A 26,448-nucleotide genomic window follows, 5' to 3' on the forward strand; every position below is an offset into this window, starting at 1 on the left:
CTTGTGGAAAGGAGAACGACATGACCGGAACGGATACCGCGGCCGTCGCCCGCGAGTACATCGAGGCCGTCGGCGCCCACGATCTGGAGAGGGTCGACGAGCTGCTGGCCGAGGGTCTCGTCGCACGGTTCGCGGGAGGAACGGTGGGAAAGCGGGAGTGGATCGGCGCGCTCGGGCGGCTGTTGGCTGCGCTGGTGCGCAACGACGTGCGGGAGGTCTTCGCGGACGGTGAGCGCGGCTGCGTCGTGTACGACTTCGTGACGGACACACCGGCGGGCGCGGTGCCGTGCGTCGAGCTCGTGACGGTGCGCGACGGGCGGATCGACGCGATCGAGCTGATCTTCGACCGGCTGGCGTTCGCACCGGTCAACGAGGCCCTCGCCGAGCGCGCAGCCTCCCTGTAGTCCTCCACAGTTCGCGGTGCGGACGACTTCTCCACCTCTTCGGTCATGGATCGCGTGGGCGTTGGCGGCGACCCGTAGGCTTGTGCCGTGACTCTGCGACTCTTCGACACGAAGGCCGGCGCCCTGCGCGACTTCGTCCCCCTGCGCGCCGGTGCGGTGGGCATGTACGTCTGCGGGCCGACGGTGCAGTCGTCTCCGCACATCGGGCATCTCCGATCGGCGCTGGTCTACGATCAGCTGCGCCGCTGGCTCGCGTATCGCGGGCTGGACGTGACGCTCGTGCGCAACGTCACCGACATCGACGACAAGATCCTCGTCAACGCCGTCGCGGCGCACTCGCAGGGCGGCTCGGAGGAGTGGTGGGCGCTCGCCTACCGGTTCGAACTCGAGTTCACCGCCGGCTACACGGCGCTCGGCGTCCAACCGCCCACCTACGAGCCGCGGGCCACTGCGTCCATCCCGCAGATGCAGGAGCTGATCGCGCGGCTCATCGAGCGCGGGCACGCCTACGTGGCCGAGGACGGATCGGGGGACGTCTACTTCGACGTGAAGAGCTGGCCCGCCTACGGTGAGCTGACCCGGCAGAGCATCGACAACATGGAGGCCGCGGCGGACGCGGATCCACGCGCCAAGCGGGATCCGCGCGACTTCGCCCTGTGGAAGGGGCGCAAGAGCGATGAGCCGGCGTCGGCGGCATTCCCGTCGCCCTGGGGAGAGGGACGGCCCGGCTGGCACATCGAGTGCTCCGCCATGTCCCGCCGCTACCTCGGGCCGCAGTTCGACATCCACGGCGGCGGCCTCGACCTGCGGTTCCCGCACCACGAGAACGAGCTCGCGCAGTCGACGGCCGCGGGGGACGCATTCGCCTCGTACTGGGTGCACAACGGGCTCGTCCACGTCAACGGGCAGAAGATGAGCAAGTCGCTCGGCAACTCCGTCTACGCGGCCGACCTGCTCGGCGCCGCGCGCCCGCTGGTGGTGCGCTACTACCTCGGCTCGGCGCATTACCGGTCGACCATCGACTTCCACGACGGCTCGCTCAGCGAGGCGGAGGCGGCGCTCGACCGCATCGCCGGCTTCTTCGAGCGGGTCGACCGGCGGCTCGCCGGCACCCGGTTCGCCGGCAGCGGCGTGGAGGTCGTTCCCGGGGCCTTCGCCGAGGCGATGGACGACGACCTCGCCGTCCCGCAGGCGCTGGCCGTGCTGCACGACACCGTGCGCTCAGGAAACGCGGCGCTGGATGCGGAAGACTTGGAGGCGGCCGCGGCCGCGCGCGGCCACGTCCTGGCGATGACCGAGGTGCTCGGCATCAACCCGCTCTCGCCGCACTGGCGCACCGCCGGTTCCAGCGCCGCCGAGCACGCGCTCGGCACGCTGATCGGCCGCCTGCTCGACGACCGCCAGGAGGCGCGCCAGGCGCGCGACTTCGCGGCAGCAGACCGCATCCGCGACGAATTGACCGCCGCGGGAATCAGTATCGAAGACACCCCGTCGGGGTCGCATTGGAGTATCGAAGCATGAAGAACTCAGGTGGCAAGCCCCGTGCCGGGGCCGTGAGGAAGAGCAAGAAGGGCGCCCAGGTCGGCACCGGAGGCCACGGCCGCAAGGCCCTGGAAGGGCGCGGCCCGACCCCGAAGGCCGAGGACCGCGAGTACCACGTCGCCTACAAGAACAAGCAGCTTCGCGATCGTGCCGCGGCCAAGGCCGAGCAGCGCGGCGGCCGCGACGGCGCCCCGCGCGGAGCGTCAGGTGCGGCCCGCCGGGCGAAGAGCGGTGACGAGAGCGAGATCGTCACCGGCCGCAACTCCGTGCTGGAGGCTCTGCGCGCGGCCATCCCGGCCTCGACCCTCTACATCGCGGCGCGCATCGAGATGGACGACCGCATGAAGGAGATCCTCTCGATCGCCACCGGACGCGCCATCCCGGTGCTCGAGATCATGCGCCCCGAACTCGACCGCCTCGCCGGCCGCGACGCCGTGCACCAGGGCGTCGCGCTCAAGGTGCCCCCGTACGAGTACGCCCACCCCGGCGAACTCCTCGACCTCACCCTGCGCAAGGGCCAGACCCCGCTCTTCGTCGCGCTCGACGGCATCACCGACCCGCGCAACCTGGGCGCGATCATCCGCTCCACCGCCGCGTTCGGCGGTCAGGGCGTGATCATCCCGCAGCGCCGCTCGGTCGGCATGACGGCTTCGGCCTGGAAGACGTCCGCGGGTGCGGCGGCACGCACGCCCGTCGCGATGGCGTCCAATCTCACGGCGACGCTCAAGGAGTTCAAGAAGGCGGGTGTGTTCGTGCTCGGCCTCGACGGCGGCGGCGACACCAGCCTCCCGGGCCTCTCCTTCGCCGACCGTCCGGTTGTGATCGTGGTCGGCAGCGAGGGCAAGGGCCTCTCCCGCCTGGTGACCGAGACCTGCGACGCGGTGGTCTCCATCCCGATCTCCGCCTCGACCGAGTCCCTCAACGCGGGCATCGCGGCCAGTGTGACGCTCTACGAGATCTCGAAGCTGCGGGCCGAGGGGAAGGCGCCGCGAGGCTAGCGGAGGAGATCCGTCCCGACACGCCGTGCCACAGCAGCCAACGGAGGACATCTGGCACCCGCCGGCCCGGATATCCTCCGGCTGCGACGGCGGGTGGCGACCGCGGGACGGGGTAGGCAGAGCCGGGTGCGGTGGCTAGCGGAGGAGATTAGTCGCCGCTGTGCCCGTATCTCCTCCGTTACGCGTCATTCGGAGGGAGGAGTGGCTCGGTTTCCTCCGCCGCGTGCACGGGCCGCAGGCGACCGGCTGCTCAGACCTTCGAGCGCCAGTCGTCCTCGTCGTCGTCGGTCTCCACGGGGGCCGCGCCGCCGATCACCGGGATGCTCATCGTCTCCGTGGGCGGCCCCACGACGGTGGCCTCGTCGCGGCGGTGGCGGAGGATGTCGTTGATGTACGAGGTCAGCGCCTCGGCCAGCGGGACGTCGCGGCCCTCGGCCTGGGACATGAACCAGCGGTGCTCCAGGAGCTGGTGGAAGACCTCGGCCGGCTCCAGTTTGCCCTTCAGGTCGGCCGGGATGGAGCGGATGACCGGCTCGAAGACGCGCATCAGCCACTCGTGGGCCATCGCCTCCTCGTCCAGGCCGCGCTTGCCGAGCGTCGCCGAGTAGGAGTCCAGATCGTTGAGCAGGCGGCGGGCCTGGTTCTCGCCGGTGTCGAGGCCAGTCAGGCGCAACAGGCGGCGGGAGTGGTGGCCGGCATCCACCACCTTCGGCTGGATGCGCACGGTCGTGCCCTCGTCGGAGGTCTTGATCGCCAGCTCCTCGATGTCGAAGCCGAGCTCGTTCAGTCGCTCGACGCGCTGGCTGATCCGCCAGCGCTCCGACGACGAGAAGGACTCGCTGCCGGTCAGCTCCTTCCACAGCGACCGGTAGGCGGCGACGATGCCGTTCGACACCTTGATCGGGTCGAGCTCCTCGTCCACCCGGCCGCCGGCCTCCAGGTCCATCAGCTCGCCGGCGATGTTGACCCGGGCGATCTCGAGGTCGTTCTCGCGCTGGCCGTTCGAGAGGCCGCCATCGTAGAGCTGGCCGGTCTCGGCGTCCACCAGGTACGCCGCGAAGGCGCCGGCGTCGCGACGGAACAGTGTATTCGAGAGCGAGACGTCGCCCCAGAAGAAGCCGACGATGTGCAGCCGCACCAGCAGCACGGCCAGGGCGTCCACCAGGCGGGTCGCGGTGTCCGGGCGCAAGGTCTGCGAGAACAGTGCGCGGTAGGGGAGCGAGAACTTGAGGTGCCGGGTGACGAGCGCGGCGTTCAGCGCGTCGCCGTCGTCGTCCGTCCGGTTCTTGATGACGGCGACCGGCTCGACGCACGGCACGTCCAGGCGCTGGAGGGTGCGCAGCATCTCGTACTCGCGCTGCGCCATCTCCGCTGTCGTCTCCTTGATGGCGATGACGTAGCCGGACATGTTCGCGAACCGGACCAGGTGCCGGCTTATGCCCTTCGGCAGCAGGGCGATGTGCTCGTTCGACCACTGCTCCAACGGGATGTTCCAGGGCAGATCGAGCAGAGCGGGATCGACGGTCGCCGCGGTGATGTTGACAGAGCCGGCCATGAGGCGCCTTCCAGGAGCGAGTGGGGGCGGAAAGCACTCTGCCGCAGCCCGGGACCGGACTGCGGCAGAGTGAGGATCAGCTGCGACGACCTCAGTCGACGACGGCGCCGCCGAGACGCTCGCCCGACTCCGAGTGGAAGAGGTGGACGTGGCCCGGCTTCGGGGTGATGTAGACGGTGTCGCCCGCGTTCGGGTGCACGCGCCCGTCGACACGGCCGACGATGTCGGTGCGCTTGCCGTCGAGCTCGGAGTGGCCGTACAGGTAACCGTCGGCGCCGAGCTCCTCGACCAGGTCGACCGCGACCTTCAGGCCGCCGCTCTCGGCGGACGACACGACCACGTCCTCCGGGCGGACACCGATCGTGACGGTGTTGCCGGCGTTGGCGAGCACGTCGCGCTCGACCGGGACGACCGTCGTGCCGAACTTGATGCCGCCGTCGGTGACGTCCGCGGTGAACAGGTTCATGGCCGGGGAGCCGATGAAGCCGGCGACGAAGACGTTGTTCGGCTGGGCGTACAGGTCACGAGGGGTGCCGACCTGCTGGAGCACGCCGTCCTTGAGGACCGCGATGCGGTCGCCCATCGTGAGCGCCTCGGTCTGGTCGTGGGTGACGTAGACCGTGGTGACGCCGAGGCGGCGGGTGAGGGACGCGATCTGGGTGCGGGTCTGGACGCGGAGCTTGGCGTCGAGGTTCGACAGCGGCTCGTCCATGAGGAACACCTGGGGGGAGCGGACGATCGCGCGGCCCATGGCGACGCGCTGACGCTGACCACCGGAGAGCGCCTTCGGCTTGCGGCCGAGGTAGGGCTCCAGGTCGAGCAGCTTGGCGGCCTCGAGGACGCGGGAGGCGCGCTCGTCCTTGCCGACGCCGGCGATCTTCAGGGCGAAGCCCATGTTCTCGGCGACGGTCATGTGCGGGTACAGCGCGTAGTTCTGGAACACCATCGCGATGTCGCGGTCCTTCGGCGGCACGTCGGTGACGTTGCGCTCGCCGATGAAGATGTTGCCGTCGTTGACCTCTTCGAGGCCCGCGAGCATGCGGAGCGAGGTGGACTTGCCGCAGCCGGACGGGCCGACGAGGACGAGGAACTCGCCGTCTGCGATGTCGAGGTCGAGAGCGTCGACCGCGGGGCGGTTGGAACCCGGGTAGAGCCGGGTCGCCTTGTCATACGTGACAGTCGCCATTTTTCTTTTGTCTCCTTCACCGGCAGGTACGTGCCGGACGATCCGTTGTGAATGGAATAGACGTGGCGTCGACGTCCGAGGGCGTCGATGCCACGACCCCCATAGTAAGGCATCCGACGCGCTGCGCTTACCACGGGTCTGCGGGAGGTCGCGAGGGGTGGACGTCCCGCACTCGGGGGCCAACCCCCAGGTGGCGCTCGGGGCGTGAGCGGGGTATGTCTGGTCTATTCCCAGACTGCCGCAATATGGTCGTCTGGTTGCGTCTGCTCACGCCACACCAGGCGGCACGTCCCCCGCGCGCCGCTCCGCCTACCCCCGAGAGCCGATTCCCCCGAGATATGAGTTCCATGAACGACTCCGACGAGAGCCGCAGCGGCGACGTCCGCGCGGCCGCGCGGGAGAAAGCCCGACAGCTCCGCACGAGCCAGCAGCGCAGGGACCGCAGGAGAAGGGCCCTGCTGTCCGGTGGCATCGTGATCGGCGTGATCGCGGTCCTGGCCATCGTCGCGGTGGTCATCATGGGCGCGATCCGTCCCACCGTCCCCGGCCCGAAGAACATGGCGAGCGACGGCGTTCTCGTCGGCTCCGGCCTCAAGGTCAAGACGACGCCGGCGCTCGCGGCCGACGCGAAGCCCGTCGCGAGCACGCCGGACCCGAACGGCAGTTCCGTCGACATCCGGATCTACGCCGACTACCTGTGCAAGCTCTGCGGCGACTTCCAGCGCACGAACCTGAAGCAGCTCCAGCCGCTGGTCAAGGACGGCGCGGTCACGGTCGAGATGCATCCGGTCGCGATCTACACCAGCCACTCCGCGGGCACCCGGTACTCGCTGCGCGCTGCCAACGCCGCGGCCTGCGTGGCGAACTACTCGCCGCAGTCGTTCTGGGCGTTCAACCAGTCGCTGTTCGAGAACCAGCCGGCGGACGGCGGTCCCGGTCTCACCGACGGCCAGCTCAAGAAGCTGGCCGCGGCTGCGGGCGCCTCTCCGTCGGACATCGACTCCTGCGTCGACGACGGCCGGTTCAAGACCTGGGTCGGCTCCGCCAGCGACCGCGCGCTCAGTGGTCCGATCCCCAACTCCAACGTGAGGAAGATGACGAATGCGCTGCTCGTGCTCGTCAACGGCAAGCCCTACACCGGCTCGCTGACGAACGCCGACGACTTCAAGGCGTTCATCCTCCAGGCGCAGGGTGACGAGTACTCGTCGACCTCCACGCCGACGCCGTCGCCGAGCGCGGGAAGCTGAGTCCGCACGTCCCACTCGACACCAGGGCGCCCGCCGCGTATCCCCTAGGATTGTTCGCGACGGGCGTCCGTCATGTCCGCCGACTTAGCTCAGCTGGTAGAGCACTCGCCTTGTAAGCGAGCGGTCGCGAGTTCGAACCTCGCAGTCGGCTCCGTCCTCCCGCTTCTTCGCCGTCGCGCGCCGTTCGTCGTGCTCGACGGCCGTCGTCGTGCTCGACGAACGTCGTCGTGCTTGTCGGCCGTTGCCGGGCGCTCTATCCTTGTCGTGCGGAATCCGAATCACTCGTTCGGATAGCGAACACGCAATCACGATGATGTGAGGAGCCTCCCCATGCAGTTCCACCACCACGGCTATGTGTCCGGCGACCCGCACGTGCTGCCCGCGGTCGGGCCGGCCTGGTCGCCCGAGCTGCCGGAGGCCATGGACGTGCTCGTCGTCGGGTCCGGACCGGCGGGGATGGTCACCGCGGCGCAGCTCGCGCAGTTCCCCGGCGTCAGCACCCGGCTCGTGGAGCGCCGCGGCGGCCGGCTGGAGATCGGCCAGGCGGACGGCATCCAAGCGCGCAGCGTCGAGACCTTCCAGGCGTTCGGGTTCGCGGAGCGGATCACCGCCGAGGCCTACCGGATCACCGAGATGGCGTTCTGGAAGCCGGACCCGGCCGACCCGACCCGGATCGTCCGGGCGGCGCGCGCGGTGGACGACCCGACCGGGATCAGCGAGTTCCCGCACCTTCTGGTGAACCAGGCGCGCGTGCTCGACTACTTCAGCGAGTTCATGACGAACGGCCCGACGCGGATGCGGCCGGACTACGGCTGGGAGTTCCGCGGCCTCCGCATCGAGGACGACGGCGAGTACCCGGTCGTCGTGACGCTCGCGCGCAGCGCCAGTGAGAACGCGGGTGAGGAGCGGGTGGTCCGCGCCAAGTACGTGGTCGGGGCGGACGGCGCTCGAAGCAAGGTTCGCGAGTCGATCGGCTGCACGCTCGCGGGCGACCAGGCCAACCACGCCTGGGGGGTGATGGACGTGCTGGCCGTCACCGACTTCCCCGACATCCGGACCAAGTGCTCCATCCAGTCGGAGTACGGCAACATCCTGCTCATCCCGCGCGAGGGCGGCTACCTGTTCCGGATGTACGTGGACCTGGGCTCTGTCGGCGACGACGACCACGGCGCGGTGCGGGCGACGAGCATCGAGCAGATCATCGCGAAGGCCAACGAGATCCTGCACCCCTACACGCTCGACGTGCGCAACGTCGCCTGGCACAGCGTCTACGAGGTCGGCCACCGGCTCACCGACCGCTTCGACGACATCCCGCGCGAGGTGCTCGGGTCGCGGACGCCGCGGGTGTTCATCGCCGGCGACGCCTGCCACACGCACAGTGCGAAGGCGGGGCAGGGGATGAATGTCTCCATCCAGGACGGCTTCAACCTCGGCTGGAAGCTCGGCCACGTGCTGCAGGGCCGGAGCCCGGAGTCGCTGCTGGCGACCTACTCGGCGGAGCGGCACGTGGTCGCCAAGAACCTGATCGACTTCGACAAGGAGTGGTCGACGCTGATGGCCACCAAGCCGGAGGACCTGAAGGACCCCTCAGCGCTGGAGGACTTCTACGTGCGCACGGCGGAGTTCCCCGCCGGGTTCCTGACCGAGTACGCGCCGTCGCTGATCGTCGGGGAGCCGGAGCACCAGGAGCTGGCGACGGGCTTCCCGATCGGCAAGCGATTCAAGTCGCCTATCGTCGAGCGGGTCTGCGACACCAACCCGGTGCACCTCGGGCACCACGCGACGGCGGACGGTCGCTGGCGGATCTATGTGTTCGCCGACGCGTCGACGGCCGGCGACGGGACGCTCGTGCCGGCGTTCGCCGAGTGGCTCACGACCTCCGCGGCGTCGCCCCTCGCCGCGACCCCGCGCGACGGCGACATCGACGCCTGGTTCGACGTGAAGGTCGTCTACCAGCAGGACCACACCGGCGTCGACCTCGGACTCGTCCCGGGAGCGTTCCTGCCGCGGACCGGGCCGTTCGATCTGATCGACTACGAGAAGGTGTACGCGACGGCGCCGGGCGACGACGTGTTCGAGGCGCGCGGGATCGACCGCGGCGGCGTGATCGTCGTCGTGCGGCCGGATCAGTACGTGGCGCAGGTGCTGCCGCTGGCGGGGTACTCGGAGCTGGGGGAGTTCTTCGCGCCGATCCTGGCGGTACGAGCCACGGCGGAGGCCCCGACAGCGGAGGCCGCGACAGCCGAGGCCACCACCGTCTGACGCGACGTCGCCGGCCGGCTCAGCGCAGTTCGCCGGCGACCGTCGCCGCCGCCCGGCCGAGCCGCGCGCCGATCGCGGCCACATCCCGGCCGTTCGCCACATACACGACCGCGAGCGCGGCGAGCGGTTGACCGTGGACGACGAGGGGCACCGCCACCGATGCCAGGCCGGGGATGACCTCGTCGTGGGAGGTCGCGTAGCCGCGCGCGCGGGCCTCCAGAGCTTCGTCACGCGGGTGGCCGTCCGGGAGCTCGCCCCACTGCGCCTCGGTGAGCACGGACTGGAGGGCGATGCCCGGCGCGCCCGTGGTGATCGGGTGGCGGCTGCCGGGCCGCTGGGCGACGGCGGCATGCGCGTGCGAGGGCTCGATGCTGACCAAGGTGACGACCTCGCCGCGGTCGAGCACCGCGAGGAACGCGGTCATCCCGAGTTCGTTGGCGACGGCGCCGAGCTCCGGGACGGCTGCCGACTGGAGGTCGCGCGACACCGCGCGGGCGAGGGTCGCCATGCGCGGCCCGAGCAGCGCGGCCCCGGCGGGGTTGCGGACCACGAGGCCGTGGTCCTCGAGCGTGCGGAGGATCCGGTAGACGATCGAGCGGTGCACGCCGAGGGCGGCGGCGAGCTCGGCGATGGTGAGCGGGCGGTCGGCGTCGGCCAGCGCCTCCAGCACGCGGATGCCACGGGAGAGGGTCTGCGAGTGCGGGGCGGGCGCGACGGTGTCGCGCGCCTCCGGTGCGCCTGCGTCGTCAGGTGTGCTCGCCATGCGCTCATTCTTTCGCATCCCCCATCTTTCGCATCCCTGGCGGTGAAGAAGTCGGGAGGCGACGTCCGCCAGCCGGCCCTATCCCACCGCCGCGACGAACGCCCGGGAGTACCCCCAGCGCGGCTGGCTCGTCCCCGAGCACATGTACGCCGGGACGCCCGACGTGCACGGCTGGTCGCGGGTCAGCTCCCACCAGCCGAGACCGGCGAGGCCGTTCGCCTTCGCGTAGTGTCCGACGGTCGTGGCGTCGGCGAGCGTGAACAGCTCGCCGGTGTCGTTCCGGCCGATCATCGGGGTCACGGCGATCAAGCCGAGACGCTGGGCGTCGCTCCAGGACCCGTAGGCGGCGAGGCTCTTGAGCTGTGCCGCGGTCGCCGTGGCGGCGTCGATCGCGGCCTGGCCCATGTTCGTCACGCCTGTGCCGTAGTCCATCGTCATCAGGTCGACCGCCGAGAGCTGGACGCCCGCGGCCGTGAACTCGGAGATGGTGCGGAGGCCGCTGGCGAGGAGGCCGTACGGCATCACCGGCAGCGTGAGCGTGACCTGCAGCGGGTGGCCGGCCGCCGCGCGCTGGCGCTGGAGGGCGGCGACCGCGGTGGCGCGCCGGATGTTCGACGCGGAGTCGGAGACGTCGGCGCCCTCGATGTCGAAGTCCACGCGGTCGAGCGCGAACCGCGACACCACGGTGCTGTAGGCGGCGAGGAGCTTGGCGGGATCGGTGCAGGCTCGCGCGAGCTCGTCGTTGGCCGCACCGCCGAAGGAGGCCACGACCCGGCCGCCTTGCGCCTGGAACGACTGAATATCCGCCTGGAAGTCCTGGCTGCCGCCGATCGTGTACGCGGTGTAGCCGGCCCAGGTGGGCGAGCAGGCGCTGCTGCGGTCGGCGACGATGAAGGCCGCGGTGACGGCGCGAACGCCCGCCGACGACGCGAACGAGGTGAGGTCGGCGGTGGGCCAGAGGCCCATGTCGACGAAGGGGGCGATGAGGAGCGTGGAGGAGGTCCCGGGGGCGGGGGCCGGTGTCGGTGTCGGTGTGGGCGTCGGTGTCGGTGTCGGCGTCGATGTCGTGCCCCCGTTCAGGGAGCACGGGAGATTCGCGCCGACGACACGGCACGCGGTCGGGACCAGAGGGGCTCCCGCCGCCGTGGTCGAGGTCAGGCCGAAGGTCGCGGTCGCTCCGGGAGCGAGCGTGGTGGCGTACGACGGGGCGGTCACGCTGAAGCCGTCGCTGGTCGTCGCGGCTGTGCCATCCCACAGGGTGACCACGCCGTCGGCCGTCGTGAAGGCGATCTGCCACGGCGACAGCGTCGTCTTCGAGGTGTTGGCGACCGCGACGGACGACTGGAAGCCGGAGGCCCACTGCGAGGTGACGGTCCAGGTCACGGCGAGGGCGGCGCCGGGAGCAGGGGCGGGGGCCGGAGTCGGGGTGGCGGACGGCGTGGGCGTGGGGGTGGGGGTGGGGGTCGGTGTCGGTGTCGGTGTCGGCGAGGTCGTTCCGCCGGCCGTCGCTGCGCCGTTCACCGCGCACGGCACGTTCGCACCGGCCGGAAGGCCGACGATCGTGCACGACGTCGGCACGATCGCGGCGGTCCCCGCGCGGGTGGCGGTCAGGCCGAACCGGGCCGAGCCTCCCGGAGCCAGGCTGGTCGCCCAGGAGGGCGCGCCGACAGTGAGGGTCCCGGTGGGGGAGGCCGAGGAGACCGCGGACCAGATGCTGACGAGCGTGTGTGGGAAGTCGAATCGCACCTGCCACGGCTTCACCGTCGTTCCGGTGCCGTTGGCGACGGTGACCGCGGACTGGAATCCGGTGGTCCAGGAGTTCGCGGTCGTCCAGGTCACGTCGACGCGCGGCGTCGCGGCGGCCAGGGCCCCGGAGGTCGCGACCGCACCGGCGCCGAGGAGGCCGGCGACGGCCAGTGCGGCGATGACGGCCTGCCGCCGATGCGCGGTGCGGCGGCCGGGGCGGAACTGGCCGAGCAGCCGGCGGAGGGCCGCCTGGACTCGGTGACCGGTCGCCCGGTGGCGGGCGGGACGGGACGCTGACTCGGGCATGGCACTCCTGACGACTTACGACGGAACAGCGAAGGGAGGTACGTCAGTCACTATCGGCCATCGCGGCGGATCGGTCAGTGCGCCACGGCGGCAGTCACCCGCGATTCACGAGTTCACGAGTTCACGCGGATGATCTCCTCCTGGTAGGGCGCCACCACATCACCCGAGATCCGCAGGTCCAGCACCAGGAACGGCCGCTCGGCCGCCGGGCGCGCCGCCCAGCGGACCAGCGCCTCCAGATCCTCAGGGGTGCGGACGACGACGCCCTCCGCCCCCACCGCGGCGCCCAGGCCGGCGAAGTCGACCTCCGGGATGCGCATCGGGCCCTGGGCGAGGCCCTTCAGGCCGTAGAGGTTGACCTCCGCGCCGTAGGCGGCGTCGTTCCAGACCACGCACAGGCCGCGGCCCCCGCGACCCGCACCGCGGACTCCAGATCGGCCAGCGCCATCAGGCCGCCGCCGTCGCCGGTCGTGAGCACGATCGTGGAGTCCGGATGCGCGAGGGCGGCGCCGGCGACGCTCGGGAAGCCGAGGCCGATCGACTGGTAGGCGGTGCCGACCATGATCATCCGGGCCGGGGAGGCGACCGGCCAGTACATGTTCGCCCAGCCGATGAAGTGGCCGCCGTCCGAGACGACGACGCGGTCGGCGGGGAGCAGCTGGCCGATGCGGGCCGCGGCCGTGCGGGGGTCGAGGCGGCCGTCTGCCGCCAGGCCGTCGCCCGCCGGGCGGTCGCGGAGTGCCGCGAGGTCGGCCGACTCGCGCCAGCCGGAGGGGACGGCGCCGAGCGCGCGCAGTTCCTCCACCAGCGCCTCGGCGACCACCCGGGCGTCGCCGCGCAGATACGCGCCGACGTTCGGGTGCGTCGCCGCGGGAGCGACATCCACCTGGATGATGCGGGTGCCGGGGGCGAACAGGTCGCCGAAGCGCATCGTGAACTGGTTGAGGGAGGCGCCGAAGACGACCGCGACGTCGGCCGAGCGGACGGCCTCCATCGCGCCCTCAGCGCCGAAACCCCCGGTCACCCCGAGGTCGTAGCGCGTGTCGGGGAAGACGCCGCGGCCCAGCGCGGTGCCCGCGGTGAGGGCGCCGGTCGCGTCGGCGAGGGCGCCGAGCGCGTCGCCCGCGCCGGCGATCCAGGCGCCGCGGCCGGCGAGCAGGAACGGTCGCTCCGCACTCGCGAGCGCGGCGGCGGCGTCCACGATCGCGCCGCGCGCGAACGGGCCGGCGGGGGCGAGAGGTGCGGGGAGGACGGGCGCCGGCGCCTCGGGGACCGGGCCGGCCTCCCGGGTGGCGACGTCGTAGGGGATGGCGAGCACAGTGGGCACGCGGTACGTCAGCGCGTGCTCGACGGCGATGGCCGTGGTCGCGGCGGCGTCGGTGCGGCCGACGGTATAGGTGCGCGCCCCGACCGCGCTGGCCAGCGCGATCTGGTCGACGCCCCACGGGCGCGGGCCGGAGGTCGGCTCGTCGCCGGCGACCAGCACCAGCGGGATGTGCGCCTGGCGGGCCTCCGCCAGCGCGGTCAGCGTGTTGGTGAACCCGGCGCCGTAGGTGGCGGTGGCGGCGGCGAGCCTCCCGGAGGCGCGGTGGTAGGCGTCGGCCGCGACGACGGCTCCGGCCTCGTGGCGCATGGCGGTGTAGGGGACGCGCCCCTCGCGCTCGAGGGCGTCGAGGAAGTGGGCGTTGCCGTTGCCCATCACCCCGAACACCTGGTCGACGTGGTGGGCGAGGGTGGTGGCGACGTGCGCGGAGACGGACGGCATGGCGGTGCCTTTCGAGACGGGAACGGAGGTGCGATGATCCGTATGTGTCTCGCGCGCTGCTGCTTCGCCGAGCGCGGCTTCGTGCCCTTTTTCGAGCACCGGGCCGTGGGACGGCCGGACGTCAGCAGTATAGCCGCTGTCGACAGTGCAGCCCGGTGTCGAAAGGGGCCCCTCCCGTTCGACGTCCAGGTGTCCGGCATCCACGATCCGGCATCCACGATCCGGCATCCACGAAAGGGAGAGACATGACCGGCTACCTGATCCTCATCTACGGCGACGAGACTCGCTGGGACGCGCTCGACGAGCAGGGGCGCGCCGCGGTCGACGCGGCCCACCGCGCGTTCAGCGAGAAAGCGGGCGCCGGGGTGCGTGCCGCGGGGGAGCTGCAGGCGTCGTCCACGGCGACGACGGTCCGCACCGGCCCGGACGGTGAGCCACGGCCCACCGACGGGCCGTTCTCGGAGGCCAAGGAGGTCGTCGGCGGCTTCTACCTGATCGAGGCCGAGAGCGAGGAGGAGGCGGTCGCGCTGGCGGCCTCGCTCGCCGAGGCGCGGCAGGGGCACGGCGGGATCGAGGTCCGGCCGCTGGTGAGCCGCTGAGGGAGCGTCGGCAACAGAGGAATTCCGCGGTGGACGTCCTCCGTTGTCGACGTACCCGGGAGAGGAGGAGGATGCGCTCATGACGGACGCAGGGATCATCGGAGTGAACACCATCGGCATCCCCGTGAGAGACCAGGACATCGCCCTGGCCTTCTACCGGGACGTGCTCGGGTTCGAGGTGCGCGTGGACGCGCCGCTGCCGAACGGGCGCTGGATCATGCTGGCGCCGCCGGGGTCGGCGGTGTCGGTGTCGCTCGTGGTCGCGAGCGCGGACGTGCCGGCCGGGGTCGAGACGGGCATCCGGTTCGAGAGCGTGGACGCGGGGAGCACGCACGAGGAGCTGACCCGGCGCGGGGTGGCGGTGGGGGAGCTGCTGCGCTGGCCCGGTGTCCCGGCCATGTTCCAGGCCACGGACCCGGACGGGAACCGGTTCGAAGTGGTCGAGCGGGGGTAGCGTCGCCCGGCGGTCGATGAGCGTGACGTGCCCCTCGGCCGAGGTCAGGCGGGCGCCGGGCCGGTGCTGGCGCGCACGACGAGCCGGGTCGGGAGGACGGACGAGCGCGCCGGCTCGGGGCGTCCCTCGATCTCGGCGATGAGCAGCTCGACGGCGCGGCGGCCGGTGGCCTCGAACTCCTGGTGGATGGTCGTCAGCGGCGGCCAGAACGAGTCCGCCTCGGCCATGTCGTCGAAGCCGACCACGCTGACGTCGTCGGGCACCCGGCGGCCGGCCTCGTGCAGCGCGCGGAGCACGCCGAGCGCCATCTGGTCGTTCGCGGCGAACACCGCCGTGATCTCGGGCCGCTGGGCGATCTCGCGCCCGTAGCCGTAACCGGCGGTCGTGGACCAGTCGCCGCGGAACACCTCCGGCACGGTGGCGCCCGCGGCCTCCAGCGTGTCCCGCCAGGCCTGCTCACGGCGCGCGGCCGAGTACGAGTCGGCCGGTCCGGAGATGTGCCACACGGTCTCGTGGCCGAGCGAGAGAAGATGCTCGGTGGCCTGGCGCGCACCCTCGGCCTGATCGGTGTCCACCTGCGGGTAGTCGGGGCGCTCGGTGCTGTCGATGACGACGACGGAGAGGCCGGAGGGCAGCTCGACGTCGGAGCGGTCCACGATGTGGGCTTCGATGACGATGATGATGCCGTCGACCGCCTGCTCCAGCAGGCGGGTGAAGGCGACGCTGACGTCCTGCTGGGTGGGGCGCTCCACCGGCACGACGGTGATCGAATAGCCCGCGGTCGCGGCCGAGACGGCGATCGCGTCCAGCGTGCGCATGTTGCCGTACGACGACAGCGTGAACATCACGACGCCGATGTTGCGGAACAGCCCGGAGCGCAGCGCGCGCGCGGCGCGGTTGGGGCGGTAGCCGAGCGCCTGCATGGAGGCCAGCACGCGGTCGCGGGTGGCGGCCTCCACGTTGGTGAGGCCGTTGGCGACGCGCGAGACGGTCTGGGTGGACACTCCGGCGTGCGCGGCGACGTCGCCGAGCGAGGGGCCGCGGGTGCGGCCTCCGCGGCGTGCGGGCGCCGGCTCGGCGATCGACTCGGTCATGGTTCCCCATTCTGGCTGACTTGCATCATGTTGACGTCAACATGCTAGGGTATGCAACCAGATGTTGACGTAAACATCCGCCGCGACACTGAAGCACACCACTGACGGTCGCAGCGAGCACCGAAGCACCGAATCACCGAGGAAGGCCATGACAACGACGTCCCTCACGCCGACCGCCCCGGCGTCCGCGCCGCAGCGGCGCCTCCGCCGACCGCGCCGCGACTGGCGTGGCTGGGCCTTCGTGGCCCCGTTCCTGGTCGTGTTCGCCCTCATGATCGTCGCACCCGTCGTCTACGCGCTCTACCTGAGCCTGTTCCGCCAGCAGCTCATCGGCGGCAACGCGTTCGTCGGGCTCGACAACTACATCGCGCTGCTGCAGGACGCGAAGTTCTGGGAGTCCTTCGGCCGGGTCGCGCTCTTCCTGGTCGTACAGGTGCCGATCATGCTCGCGCTGTCGCTCGTCGCGGCGCTCGCGCTCGACTCGGCGCGGCTGCACGGCGCCGGCTTCTTCCGCATCGCACTGTTCCTGCCCTACGCCGTCCCCGGCGTCGTGGCGGCACTGATCTGGGGCTTCATCTACGGAGACCAGTTCGGCCTGACCGCGAGCGTCAACCACCTGCTCGGCACGCAGCTCGCCCCGCTCGCCGGACAGTGGATCCTCGGCTCGATCGGCAACATCGTCACCTGGGAGTTCATGGGCTACAACATGCTCATCTTCTACGCGGCGCTGCGCGTCATCCCCGGCGAGCTGTACGAGGCGGCCGAGATCGACGGCGCCCGCGCGTTCCGCACGGTGTTCAGCATCAAGCTCCCCGCCGTGCGCGGCGCGATCGTGATCGCGACGATCTTCTCCATCATCGGCAGCTTCCAGCTCTTCAACGAGCCGAACCTGCTCAAGCAGCTCGCGCCCAACGCGATCAGCAGCTACTTCACACCCAACATGTACGCCTACAACCTGTCGTTCGCCGGTCAGCAGTTCAACTACGCGGCCACGGTCGCGATCGTGATGGGGGTCATCACTGCGGTGATCGCCTACGTCGTGCAGCTCCGGGGCTCGCGCAAGGAGGTCCGCTGATGACCGCGCTCACCGAACGCCCCCGCAAGGCGCCCTCCCGCGCCGCCGCCCGCTCCAACCGCGCCGCTCGCGCGGCCGCCCCCACCTCCGGCCGCCGCACCCGCAAGTCGACCGTGCTGACGATCGTGATGATCGTCTTCACGATCTACTCGTTCGTCCCGCTGATCTGGCTCATCGTCAACGCGACCAAGAGCCAGCCGGATCTGTACTCGTCGTTCGGGCTCTGGTTCGGCAAGGACTTCAACCTCTTCCAGAACATCGCGCAGCTCTTCACGTACCGCGACGGCATCTTCCTGCAGTGGCTGGGCAACACCCTCCTCTACGTCGTGGTCGGCGCGGGCGGGGCCACGCTGCTCGCGACGGTCGCCGGGTACGGGATGGCGAAGTTCAACTTCCCGGGCAAGCGTGCGGTGTTCGCGCTGGTGCTCGGCGCGATCGCGGTCCCGGGCACGGCGCTGGCGGTCCCGACCTTCCTGATGTTCAGCCAGGTGGGGCTCACGAACACCCCGTGGGCCGTGATCCTCCCGTCGCTGATCAGCCCGTTCGGCTTCTACCTGATCTGGACTTACGCCAGCGAGGCCATCCCGACGGAGCTGCTGGAGGCCGCCCGGATGGACGGCGCCGGCGAGTTCCGCACCTTCTTCACCATCTCGCTCCGCCTCCTCGCCCCCGGTGTGGTGACCGTCGCGCTGTTCGCGATCGTCGCCACCTGGAACAACTACTTCCTGCCGCTCATCATGCTGAGCGATCCGACCTGGTACCCCCTCACGGTCGGCCTCAGCCAGTGGAGCGCGCAGGCGACCGGGGTCGGCGCCCAGCCGATCTTCAACCTCGTGATCACCGGATCGCTCGTCACGATCATCCCGATCGTGGCCGCGTTCCTGGTGCTCCAGCGCTACTGGCAGTCGGGTCTGGCCGCCGGCAGCGTCAAGCAGTGAACACAGCACCTCCCTCCCACCCACAAGGAAGTGAAAGGAACACCACCATGAAGCGCATCCTGCGTTCACGGAACCTGCGCCGCATAACAACGGCCGTCGTCGCCAGCGCCGTCATCGGCGCGTCGCTCGCGGCCTGCTCGTCGGGCTCCGGCTCGAGCGGCGGCGGCAGCGCCTCCGACATCGACGCGGCCCTCAAGCAGGGCGGCACGATCACCTACTGGTCGTGGACCCCGTCGGCGGAGGCCCAGGTGGCCGCGTTCGAGAAGGCCTACCCCAAGGTGAAGGTCAAGCTCGTCAACGCCGGCACCAACACCACCGAATACACCAAGCTGCAGAACGCGGTGAAGGCCGGCTCCGGCGCGCCCGACGTCGCGCAGGTCGAGTACTACGCGATCCCGCAGTTCGCGCTCTCCGACTCGCTCGTCGACCTCACGAAGTACGGCTTCGACTCGCTCAAGAGCGACTACACGCCCGGCCCCTGGGGCTCGGTGAACGTGGGCGGCAAGCTCGTCGGCCTCCCGCAGGACAGCGGTCCCATGGCGATGTTCTACAACAAGACCGTCTTCGACAAGTACGGTCTGACCGTGCCGAAGACCTGGGACGAGTACGTCGCCGACGCGCAGAAGCTGCACGCCGCCGACCCCACCAAGTACATCACGAGCGACTCCGGCGACTCCGGCTTCACCACCTCGATGATGTGGCAGGCCGGCGGCCGGCCGTTCCAGGTGAACGGCACCAAGGTGTCGATCAACCTGCAGGACGAGGGCAGCAAGAAGTGGACCGGCACCTGGGACAAGCTGGTGCAGGGCAAGCTGCTCTCCACCGTCCCCGGCTGGAGCGACGACTGGTTCAAGGCGCTCGGCAACGGCTCGATCGCGACCCTGGTCACCGGCGCCTGGATGCCCGGCGTGCTGGAATCCTCGGTGAAGGACGGCTCCGGCCAGTGGCGCGTCGCCCCGACTCCGACCTACGACGGCACTCCGACGAACTCCGAGAACGGCGGCGGCGCGCAGGTCGTGATGAAGCAGTCCAAGAACCAGGCGCTCGCTGCCGGCTTCCTCAAGTGGCTGAACAACGACCCCGCGTCGATCAAGGTGTTCCTCGCCTCCGGCGGCTTCCCGTCCACGACCAAGGACCTCAACTCGTCCGACTTCCTCGCCCAGGCCCCGGCCTACTTCGGCGGCCAGAAGATCAACGAGGTGCTGGTCGACGGCGCGAAGAACGTCTCCAGCGGCTGGCAGTACCTGCCCTTCCAGGTCTACGCGAACAGCATCTACGGCGACACCGTCGGCCAGTCGTACACGTCGAACTCCAGCCTGAACCCCGGCCTGCAGGCCTGGCAGAAGGCGCTGGTCGGCTACGGCAACCAGCAGGGCTTCACGGTCACCGGCAAGTAACCCCGTCCAGAGCACGAGACACCGTCACCGGCCCTCGGGCGTCCGCCGCAGCCCGGCGGGCGCCCGAGGGAGGAGAGAGCACATGAGCACCTTCGAGATCGCCGGGGACGACTTCCTCCTCGACGGCCGGCCCCACCGCATCCTCTCGGGGGCGATCCACTACTTCCGCGTCCACCCCGACGACTGGGCCGACCGCATCCGCAAGGCGCGGCTGATGGGCCTGAACACCGTCGAGACGTACGTGCCGTGGAACGCCCACGAGCCGCGGCCGGGCGAATGGACGGCCGATGGCGCGCTCGACCTGGCGCGGTTCCTCCGGACGGTGCAGGCCGAGGGGATGCACGCGATCGTGCGGCCTGGCCCGTACATCTGCGCCGAGTGGGACAACGGCGGACTGCCCGCGTGGCTGTTCACCGACCCGTCGGTGGGCATCCGCCGCTCGGAGCCGGTGTTCCTGGCGGCGGTCACGGCGTTCCTGGAGCGCGTGCTCGCGATCGTGCGCCCGCTGCAGGTGACGGAAGGCGGCCCGGTGCTGCTCGTCCAGGTCGAGAACGAGTACGGCGCGTACGGCGACGACAAGGACTACCTGCGGCACCTGGTGGACGTCTTCGAGACCGCGGGCATCACCGTCCCGCTGACGACCGTCGACCAGCCGGAGCCCGCGATGCTCGAGAACGGCTCGCTGCCCGGGCTGCTCAAGACGGCCTCCTTCGGGTCCCGCTCGCGCGAACGGCTCGCCACGCTGCGCGAGCACCAGCCGACCGGGCCGCTGATGTGCTCGGAGTTCTGGGACGGCTGGTTCGACCACTGGGGGGCGCACCACCACACGACCTCCGTCGAGCAGTCCGCGGCGGATCTGGACGAGCTGCTGGCGCTCGGCGCGTCGGTGAACATCTACATGTTCCACGGCGGCACCAATTTCGGCTTCACCAACGGCGCCAACGACAAGGGCGTCTACCAGCCCATCGTCACGAGCTACGACTACGACGCCCCGCTGGACGAGGCGGGGGAGCCGACCGAGAAGTTCTGGGCGTTCCGGGAGGTCATCGCCAAGCACGCGCCGGTCCCGGTGGAGGAGCCCGTCGTGGCCGCCGCAGCGCCCGCGTTCAGCGTGCCGTTCAGCGACGCCGTTCCGCTTTTCGCGGTCACACCGAGGCTGGGCGACTGGCATCACACCGACGAGCTTCCGACGTTCGACGCGCTCGGCCACTACGCGGGCCTCGGGCTGTACCGCACGGAGATCGACACGACCCAGCCCGCCGTCCTGGAGTTCGGGGAAGTCCGCGACCGCGCCTACGTCTTCGTCGGTTCCACGCGCGTCGGAGTGCTGGCCCGCGACCACCACGACAGCGCGATCACGCTCTCCCCGAGCCGCGGCACACTGACCGTGCTGGTGGAGGACCAGGGGCGGGTGGACTACGGCCCCCGGATCGGCGAGCCCAAGGGCCTGATCGGCCCGGCGCGGCTGAACGGGCAACGGCTCCGGCGCTGGAGCGTCCTCCCGCTGCACCTGCCCGCACTGGACGTCGTGCGCGCCGAGCTCGACGCCGCCGGCGGCGCGGTGGAACAGGAGCCGGAGCGGCTCGCCGGGCCGGTGTTCGCGCGCGCGACCTTCGAGCTGGAGGAGCAGGGGACGCTGTTCCTCGACACCACCGGGTGGGGCAAGGGCGTCGCCTGGATCAACGGCTTCAACCTCGGCCGCTACTGGACGCGCGGCCCTCAGGAGACGCTGCATGTCCCCGCACCGGTCACCCGAGCCGGGCGCAACGAGCTCGTGATCCTGGAGCTGGAGTCGGCGGCCGACGCGACCGCGGACTTCGTCCCCGAACCGCGCCTCGGCCACACCGAGTTCTGACACCGAAGGGCACGAGAACGGACCTCAGCGCGAGGTCTCAGGGCGTTCACGTGCCCTGCGGCCTCGGGTCAGGAGGGGTCCGGGCGGGGGTCGGGGTCGCGGCGGTTGCGGAGTTCGGCCTCCATGCGCCGGATGCGGTCGTCCGCGATCTCGCGCTCGAGCGCGGCGAGCTGCTCCTCCGTGGAGGACGGCCGCGGCGCCACCGCCGGCTCCTCGCGCACGACGAACGTGCCGCGTGGCCGGCGGTAGGCCGCGCCGGCGTACTCGCGCCCGACGGCGAACCACAGGATCCCGCCGATCAGCGGCAGCAGGATGACGATGAAGATCCAGGCCACCTTCGGCAGGTGCTTCAGCTGACTGCTGTCGCGCAGGATGATGTCGATCAGCGCGACGACGAAGAAGACGAGGATCAGCAGCGGGACGACGGCCATTCGCCGAGTCTAGGGGGAGGCGCGCTCACTCCCAGACCATGAAGGGCCGCAGCTCCAGCTGGCCATTGCGCGCCATCGGGTGCCGGGACGCGATCTCGATCGCCTCGTCCAGGTCCTCGACCTCCAGGATGTCGAAGCCGCAGATCACCTCTTTCGTCTCGGTGAACGGCCCGTCGGTCACGTAGCGCTTGCCGTCGCGCACTCGGACGACGCGGGACTCGGACTGCGGCTGGAGCACCTCCCCGATGATCCGCTTGCCGCTGGCGTCGAGCGGGTCCACCCAGAGGTCGACGTCGGACTCGTCGGTCTCGGTGTCCGGCTGGGAGTCGGTGATCACGAACATCATGTACTTCATCGCGGTGGGTCCTTTCGGAGTCGGTGGTCGGTTCACTGGGACGTCGAACGGAGTGGTCGCGGCTCGACACTTCCGCTCGCCCGGATCAGCCGGTAGGCGACGAACTCGACCACCGCCGCCACGATCCCGGCGCCGAGCGGCTCGCTGAACCAGCCGAGGTAGGTCGCCGGCGTGGTCAGCCAGAGCAGCGTGTAGCCGATGTACCCGACCGCGAACGCGCTCGCCGTCGCGCACACGTGCCGCCACCAGTGCACCCCGCCGGGGCGGGCGCGCACGAACCAGGCGTAGTGCGCGGCGGCGCTGACGAAGCCCACACCGGCCGCGACCGGACCGTAGAGGAAGAGCTGCGGGCTCAGCAGTTCGCGCTTGGTGTCGCTGCCCAGCTCGTAGTCGATGATGTGCAGGAAGCCGACCGCCGCGCCGGCGAGCACGCCGGTGATCAGGATGAGCAGGCGCGCATCCCTCCCGAGCAGCGGGTGATGGTGCGCGGTCGTCACGCGCCCGACGATACTGTGCGGCCGCGGAAGGCGTCCAGCGCCCAGCGGACGCGCTACTTGTTCGTGGTCTCGGTGCCCGCGAACGTCTCGGGGTGGTTGCTCAGCCATTGCCAATGGCTCACCGGCCAGCTCACGACGAACGCCCGGCCGACCACGTCGCTCAGCGGCACGAAGCCCTTGGTCGGGTCGTCCATGTGGTACCGGGAGTCCGCCGAGTTGTAGCGGTTGTCGCCCATCACCCAGACCTTGCCGGCCGGCACGGTCACGTCGAACGGCTTCGCCGACACGGCCTGCTGTCCGGCGGGCAGCAGCACATACGGCTCCTTGAGCGGCACGCCGTTCACGCTCATCTGGCCGAGTGCGTTGCAGCAGGTGATGTGGTCGCCCGGGAGGCCGATCAGGCGCTTCACGAGGTGCTGGTCGCTGTCCGAGGCGCCGAGGCCGACGAAGTCGAGCACCGCTCCGACCCCCCGCTGGATCGGGTTGCCGGTCTGCGGCGCGGCCGCGGGGAGCCAGCCGCCCGGGTCCTTGAACACGACGACGTCGCCGCGGGAGAGCGGGAAGACCGACGGCTGCAGTTCGTTGACGATGATCCGGTCGTTGATCTGCAGCGTGTTCTCCATCGACCCCGACGGGATGTAGAACGAGCGGGCCACGAACGTCTTGATCAGGAACGAGACCAGCACTGCGATGACGAAGATCACCACGACGTCGCGGAGGAGGACTTTCCAGCCGGACTTACGGGTGGTGGCACGACGGGGTCGCAGGGTCTCGGTGCTGTCGGTCACAAGGATTCACGCTAGCGTGCCGAGGCTGTGAGACGCATCCGACCCCCTGACGAGGGATTGTCCTCCGGCCCGGCGCGGTGACAGGATCGAAGGACGGGCCGACCCGATGCCCGTCGGGGGCCCGCGTGATCATGCGGGATGCGTTCGAGCGCTTCAGACTGCTGACACGACGCGAACCTCCGCGCCGCGGCGATCGAAGCCGCACCCGCCGCGATCCGGCCCTCCGTGCCGGGGCTTCGCTGCCCTTTCCGGGCGGCCCGGCCGGGCTCAGCAGGGTCGCCCCGGGCGGTCCGCCGTCGTCCGACCGATCGGTCCTGAGGGTGCTGGCCCATGCGGCGGCGCTCCTCCTGGCGACCGGCCTCGTGCTCGCGCCGCTGCCGGCCTCGGCCGACGAGTGCCAGGGGCCGGACTGCACCACCTCGACGCCGACGCCCGATCCGGACGATTCACCCCCGCCGACACCCTCGCCGACGCCGACGCCGAAACCCACGCCGACCCCGACCCCGACGCCCACTCCGACCCCGACGCCCACTCCGACTCCGACGCCCACTCCGACTCCGACACCCACTCCGACTCCGACACCCAAGCCGACGGCCACACCGACGCCGACTCCGACGCCCACCCCGACTCCGACGCCCACCCCGACGCCCGCCCCGACCGACAACATCCCCCTGCTCGTCCCGCCCGACCTCGGCGGCACCGTGCAATCCGACACCGCGCAGGTCGAGCAGGCGGCCCAGCTCGCCAGCGACCTGGCCTCCGCGCAGCAGGCGCTCGCCGACGCCACCAACGCCGACCTCGGCGTGCAGCGCGAGCAGGCCCAGGCCCAGGCCGCGTCCGACGCGCTCGCCGCGCAGGCGAAGGCCGCGAAGAAGAAGGCCGCCGCCTCCGCCGCCTTCGCGACGGCGTTGATCCGCGCCTCCGGCTGGAAGGGCCTCGGCTCCGACCCGCTCGCAGCGGTGCTCGGGACGAACGGCGACCTCCTCACCAAGCTCGCAGCCGTCGACCGGCTCCGCTCCCTCTCCGACGACCGGGTCGCCGCGCTGCGCGACGCGGCGGCCGACGGCAAGGCCGCGACCAGCCTCAGCGGTCAGGCGAAGCACGCGGCCGACGCGCTCGCCGGCATCGACGTCGGCGCCAGCCGGCAGGCGGTCGCGGACGCGCAGGCGCAGGTCGACTCCGACTCCGCCGCCGTCGCCCAGCTGCCCACCGTGCTGACCGCCGGGACAGGCTGGCAGGCGCTGACCGTCGACCCGTCCGCCATCGCGGCCGGATGGACGCTCCCGGTGCACGGCCCGATGACCGACCCGTTCGGCCCGCGGCCGTCGCGCCCGGCCGGCACCGTGCCCTTCCACCCGGGCGACGACATCGGCGCCGCCTGCGGCACGACGATCGTCGCCGCGGCGGCGGGCACCGTCCTGGCGGCCGGCCCGAACGGCGGCTACGGGAACTTCGTGCTGATCGACCACGGCGGCGGCGTCGAGACGGCCTACGGCCACATCCGCGACGGCGGGATCGGCGTGACCGTCGGCGAACACGTCGCGGCCGGGCAGCCGATCGCGCAGGTCGGCTCGACGGGGCTTTCCACCGGCTGCCACCTCCACCTCGAAGTCCGGGTGAACGGCGTGCAAATAGATCCGTACCCCTTCCTCGCGGCACGGGGGTCATCGTCGGAACCAGCTGAGGGGCGTACGGTTCAGGCATGACGGAACTGACGGAGCTGGTGGGCTCGTGGATGCGCCGCCAGCGCTGGTACTCGACCAAGGCGTTCGAACCGAGGCTGCGGCTCCTGGGCTCCCTCGAACTGGAACGCGCACCCGAGAGCGCGGACGCCGGATCCCGGATCGTGACGCACTTCTTCTGCGACGACGCGCCCCGCACGCCCCGCGTGTACCAGGTGCCGCTGGTCGCGCGCGTGCGGCGGGACGGCGATCCCGCCGGGTTCGTGGGGGAGGCGGGCGGCCGGTACCTCTACGACGGTGCGGTCGAGGAGTCGTACGTCTCCGCGCTCGCGGCGCTGATGACCGGAGCGGGATCGGCCGACGGCGAGCACGCGCACGCGCGCGGCCGCACGCTCGGCGAACGCATCCCCGTGCTGTCGTCGCGGCGGCTCTCGGCGGAGCAGTCCAACACCTCCATCGTCGCCGAGCTGGGCGACCGGCTGGCGCTGGTGAAGGTCTTCCGAGTGGTGCAGGCGGGCGAGAACCCGGACATCTCCACGCTTGCCGCGCTGACCGCGGGCGGCTCGGAGCGCACGCCCGCGCTGCTCGGCTGGCTGACCGGATCCTGGCCGGCGCCGGACGGCTCGACGGCCGCCGGGGAGCTGGCGCTGATGCAGGACTTCGTCCCCGGCGCGGAGGACGGCTGGGAGCTCGCAGTCGGTGCGGCCGAGGCGGGCGAGGACTTCACCGATCACGCCTTCGCCCTGGGCGCGGGCACCGCGGAACTGCACCGCCTGCTCGCGGGCGTGCTGCCGACGAAGCGTGCGGAGACCGACGACGTGCGCGCCGCGCTCGACGGGATGTTCCAGCGGCTCACCATCACGACGACGGAGGTGCCGGAGGTCGAGTCGCTGCGCGCCGAGATCGCGTCGGTCTACGAGGCCGCGGCCTCCGCGCCGCTGCCGGTGCTGCAGCGCATCCACGGCGACCTCCACCTCGGCCAGGTGCTGTTCTCGCCGGAACGCGGCTGGCAGTTCATCGACTTCGAGGGCGAGCCGCTGCGTCCGCTCGCCGAGCGGGCCCTCCCGGACGCGACGATGCGCGACGTGGCCGGGATGCTGCGCTCCTTCGACTACGTCGCCGGCTCGCTCGCCCGGCGCGAGCCTCCCGTCGACGCGGCTCAGTGGGCCGCCGATGCGCGGAAGGCGTACCTGGAGGGCTACGCGAGCGTTGCCGGCGACGTCCTGGACGAGCACGCCGAGCTGCTCGCGGCGTTCGAGCTCGACAAGGCGGTGTACGAGATCACCTACGAGGCGCGGCACCGGCCGAGCTGGATCCCGATCCCGCGCGCAGCGGTCGACCGGCTGCTGAGCGACGCCGCGGGCATCGCGCACTGAGGCGCGCGCCAGACGCGACGCGACGCGACGCGATCCGGGCCGACGTGATCCGGCCCGATGCGGTTCGGCCCCCGGACCACCACGGCGCCCGACGTGTTACCCGCACGCCGGGCGCCGTGTAGGCGGACATCTT

At 71.1% G+C, this 26,448-nt stretch carries 24 protein-coding genes and 1 tRNA gene; 14 read left to right on the plus strand and 11 right to left on the minus strand.

Annotated features, from left to right (window positions below; translation table 11 throughout):
* Window positions 1–20 precede the first annotated feature (20 nt).
* The 3 genes from ACR5MH_RS21225 (at window position 21) to rlmB (ending at window position 2,944) form a co-directional block, all read left to right on the plus strand.
* Window positions 21–404: a nuclear transport factor 2 family protein gene (locus ACR5MH_RS21225; RefSeq protein ID WP_431348989.1), complete on the plus strand. Its 384-nt coding sequence runs from the start codon at window positions 21–23 to the stop codon at window positions 402–404.
* An 87-nt stretch (window positions 405–491) separates the two neighbouring features.
* On the plus strand, window positions 492–1,925 hold the full coding sequence (cysS, locus tag ACR5MH_RS21230; protein ID WP_431348990.1) for a cysteine--tRNA ligase: 1,434 nt from the start codon (window positions 492–494) through the stop codon (window positions 1,923–1,925).
* Window positions 1,922–2,944 (plus strand): 23S rRNA (guanosine(2251)-2'-O)-methyltransferase RlmB, encoded by a 1,023-nt coding sequence (gene rlmB / locus ACR5MH_RS21235; RefSeq protein WP_431348991.1) that lies wholly within the window; start codon window positions 1,922–1,924, stop codon window positions 2,942–2,944. Before cysS ends, rlmB begins: the two co-directional genes overlap by 4 nt.
* Window positions 2,945–3,194: 250 nt before the next feature.
* On the opposite strand, the gene ACR5MH_RS21240 is transcribed toward rlmB, so the two are convergent.
* Together ACR5MH_RS21240 and ACR5MH_RS21245 are read right to left on the minus strand one after the other, a co-directional pair.
* Window positions 3,195–4,499, minus strand: coding sequence for a DUF4032 domain-containing protein (locus ACR5MH_RS21240; protein WP_431348992.1), 1,305 nt, complete (start codon window positions 4,497–4,499; stop codon window positions 3,195–3,197).
* A 91-nt stretch (window positions 4,500–4,590) separates the two neighbouring features.
* Window positions 4,591–5,685 carry an ABC transporter ATP-binding protein gene (locus ACR5MH_RS21245; protein ID WP_431348993.1) on the minus strand — a complete coding sequence of 365 codons (1,095 nt, stop codon included), beginning with the start codon at window positions 5,683–5,685 and terminating at the stop codon, window positions 4,591–4,593.
* Window positions 5,686–6,032: 347 nt separating this feature from the next.
* On the opposite strand from ACR5MH_RS21245, the gene ACR5MH_RS21250 reads away from it, so the two are divergent.
* The 3 genes from ACR5MH_RS21250 to ACR5MH_RS21260 all read left to right on the plus strand — a co-directional run bounded on the left by ACR5MH_RS21250 (window position 6,033) and on the right by ACR5MH_RS21260 (window position 9,194).
* The gene (locus ACR5MH_RS21250) at window positions 6,033–6,932 is read left to right on the plus strand and encodes a DsbA family protein (protein WP_431348994.1); all 900 of its coding nucleotides are present in this window, start codon (window positions 6,033–6,035) and stop codon (window positions 6,930–6,932) included.
* 78 nt (window positions 6,933–7,010) lie between these two features.
* A tRNA-Thr gene (locus ACR5MH_RS21255) sits at window positions 7,011–7,083 on the plus strand.
* 179 nt (window positions 7,084–7,262) lie between these two features.
* Complete coding sequence (locus tag ACR5MH_RS21260) at window positions 7,263–9,194, plus strand: FAD-binding monooxygenase (protein ID WP_431348995.1); 1,932 nt, start codon at window positions 7,263–7,265, stop codon at window positions 9,192–9,194.
* Between the two features lie 19 nt (window positions 9,195–9,213).
* Here the strand turns inward: ACR5MH_RS21260 and ACR5MH_RS21265 are convergent, their stop codons facing one another.
* The 4 genes from ACR5MH_RS21265 to ACR5MH_RS21280 form a co-directional block, all read right to left on the minus strand.
* Window positions 9,214–9,957: an IclR family transcriptional regulator gene (locus ACR5MH_RS21265; protein WP_431348996.1), complete on the minus strand. Its 744-nt coding sequence runs from the start codon at window positions 9,955–9,957 to the stop codon at window positions 9,214–9,216.
* 78 nt (window positions 9,958–10,035) lie between these two features.
* A complete protein-coding gene (locus tag ACR5MH_RS21270; protein ID WP_431348997.1) occupies window positions 10,036–12,009 on the minus strand; it encodes a cellulose binding domain-containing protein in 1,974 nt (657 codons plus the stop codon).
* Window positions 12,010–12,122: 113 nt separating this feature from the next.
* A complete protein-coding gene (locus tag ACR5MH_RS21275; protein ID WP_433862125.1) occupies window positions 12,123–12,401 on the minus strand; it encodes a hypothetical protein in 279 nt (92 codons plus the stop codon).
* Window positions 12,350–13,774 (minus strand): thiamine pyrophosphate-binding protein, encoded by a 1,425-nt coding sequence (locus tag ACR5MH_RS21280; protein WP_433862126.1) that lies wholly within the window; start codon window positions 13,772–13,774, stop codon window positions 12,350–12,352. Before ACR5MH_RS21280 ends, ACR5MH_RS21275 begins: the two co-directional genes overlap by 52 nt.
* A gap of 245 nt (window positions 13,775–14,019) precedes the next feature.
* Here ACR5MH_RS21280 and ACR5MH_RS21285 point away from each other — a divergent pair, with 245 nt between their 5' ends.
* Both ACR5MH_RS21285 and ACR5MH_RS21290 read left to right on the plus strand, forming a co-directional pair.
* Window positions 14,020–14,373, plus strand: a complete 354-nt coding sequence (locus ACR5MH_RS21285) for a YciI family protein (RefSeq protein WP_433862127.1) — start codon at window positions 14,020–14,022, stop codon at window positions 14,371–14,373.
* A gap of 79 nt (window positions 14,374–14,452) precedes the next feature.
* A complete protein-coding gene (locus tag ACR5MH_RS21290; RefSeq protein WP_431349000.1) occupies window positions 14,453–14,827 on the plus strand; it encodes a VOC family protein in 375 nt (124 codons plus the stop codon).
* A gap of 44 nt (window positions 14,828–14,871) precedes the next feature.
* Here ACR5MH_RS21290 and ACR5MH_RS21295 read toward each other — a convergent pair whose 3' ends face one another.
* The gene (locus ACR5MH_RS21295) at window positions 14,872–15,921 is read right to left on the minus strand and encodes a LacI family DNA-binding transcriptional regulator (RefSeq protein WP_431349001.1); all 1,050 of its coding nucleotides are present in this window, start codon (window positions 15,919–15,921) and stop codon (window positions 14,872–14,874) included.
* Window positions 15,922–16,069: 148 nt separating this feature from the next.
* Here ACR5MH_RS21295 and ACR5MH_RS21300 point away from each other — a divergent pair, with 148 nt between their 5' ends.
* The 4 genes from ACR5MH_RS21300 (at window position 16,070) to ACR5MH_RS21315 (ending at window position 21,186) form a co-directional block, all read left to right on the plus strand.
* Window positions 16,070–16,996 (plus strand): carbohydrate ABC transporter permease, encoded by a 927-nt coding sequence (locus tag ACR5MH_RS21300; RefSeq protein WP_431349002.1) that lies wholly within the window; start codon window positions 16,070–16,072, stop codon window positions 16,994–16,996.
* Window positions 16,996–17,934, plus strand: a complete 939-nt coding sequence (locus tag ACR5MH_RS21305) for a carbohydrate ABC transporter permease (protein ID WP_431349003.1) — start codon at window positions 16,996–16,998, stop codon at window positions 17,932–17,934. The genes ACR5MH_RS21300 and ACR5MH_RS21305 overlap by 1 nt, the downstream gene beginning before the upstream one ends.
* A gap of 47 nt (window positions 17,935–17,981) precedes the next feature.
* Complete coding sequence (locus ACR5MH_RS21310; RefSeq protein ID WP_431349004.1) at window positions 17,982–19,331, plus strand: ABC transporter substrate-binding protein; 1,350 nt, start codon at window positions 17,982–17,984, stop codon at window positions 19,329–19,331.
* 82 nt (window positions 19,332–19,413) lie between these two features.
* Window positions 19,414–21,186 carry a glycoside hydrolase family 35 protein gene (locus ACR5MH_RS21315; protein WP_431349005.1) on the plus strand — a complete coding sequence of 591 codons (1,773 nt, stop codon included), beginning with the start codon at window positions 19,414–19,416 and terminating at the stop codon, window positions 21,184–21,186.
* Window positions 21,187–21,254: 68 nt separating this feature from the next.
* Here ACR5MH_RS21315 and ACR5MH_RS21320 read toward each other — a convergent pair whose 3' ends face one another.
* Genes ACR5MH_RS21320 through lepB form a run of 4 tightly spaced genes read right to left on the minus strand, consistent with a single transcriptional unit; the run spans window position 21,255 to window position 23,257 of the window.
* Complete coding sequence (locus tag ACR5MH_RS21320; protein WP_431349006.1) at window positions 21,255–21,617, minus strand: PLD nuclease N-terminal domain-containing protein; 363 nt, start codon at window positions 21,615–21,617, stop codon at window positions 21,255–21,257.
* A gap of 25 nt (window positions 21,618–21,642) precedes the next feature.
* On the minus strand, window positions 21,643–21,972 hold the full coding sequence (locus ACR5MH_RS21325; RefSeq protein WP_431349007.1) for a YciI family protein: 330 nt from the start codon (window positions 21,970–21,972) through the stop codon (window positions 21,643–21,645).
* A 32-nt stretch (window positions 21,973–22,004) separates the two neighbouring features.
* Window positions 22,005–22,469 carry a hypothetical protein gene (locus ACR5MH_RS21330; protein WP_431349008.1) on the minus strand — a complete coding sequence of 155 codons (465 nt, stop codon included), beginning with the start codon at window positions 22,467–22,469 and terminating at the stop codon, window positions 22,005–22,007.
* Between the two features lie 53 nt (window positions 22,470–22,522).
* Complete coding sequence (gene lepB, locus ACR5MH_RS21335) at window positions 22,523–23,257, minus strand: signal peptidase I (RefSeq protein WP_431349009.1); 735 nt, start codon at window positions 23,255–23,257, stop codon at window positions 22,523–22,525.
* Between the two features lie 320 nt (window positions 23,258–23,577).
* Here lepB and ACR5MH_RS21340 point away from each other — a divergent pair, with 320 nt between their 5' ends.
* On the plus strand, window positions 23,578–24,963 hold the full coding sequence (locus ACR5MH_RS21340) for a M23 family metallopeptidase (protein WP_431349010.1): 1,386 nt from the start codon (window positions 23,578–23,580) through the stop codon (window positions 24,961–24,963).
* Window positions 24,960–26,315, plus strand: coding sequence for a maltokinase N-terminal cap-like domain-containing protein (locus ACR5MH_RS21345; protein ID WP_431349011.1), 1,356 nt, complete (start codon window positions 24,960–24,962; stop codon window positions 26,313–26,315). The genes ACR5MH_RS21340 and ACR5MH_RS21345 overlap by 4 nt, the downstream gene beginning before the upstream one ends.
* Window positions 26,316–26,448: the final 133 nt, after the last annotated feature.

The organism is Streptomyces sp. L7 (genome assembly GCF_050990935.1).
Lineage (GTDB): Bacteria > Actinomycetota > Actinomycetes > Actinomycetales > Microbacteriaceae > Leifsonia.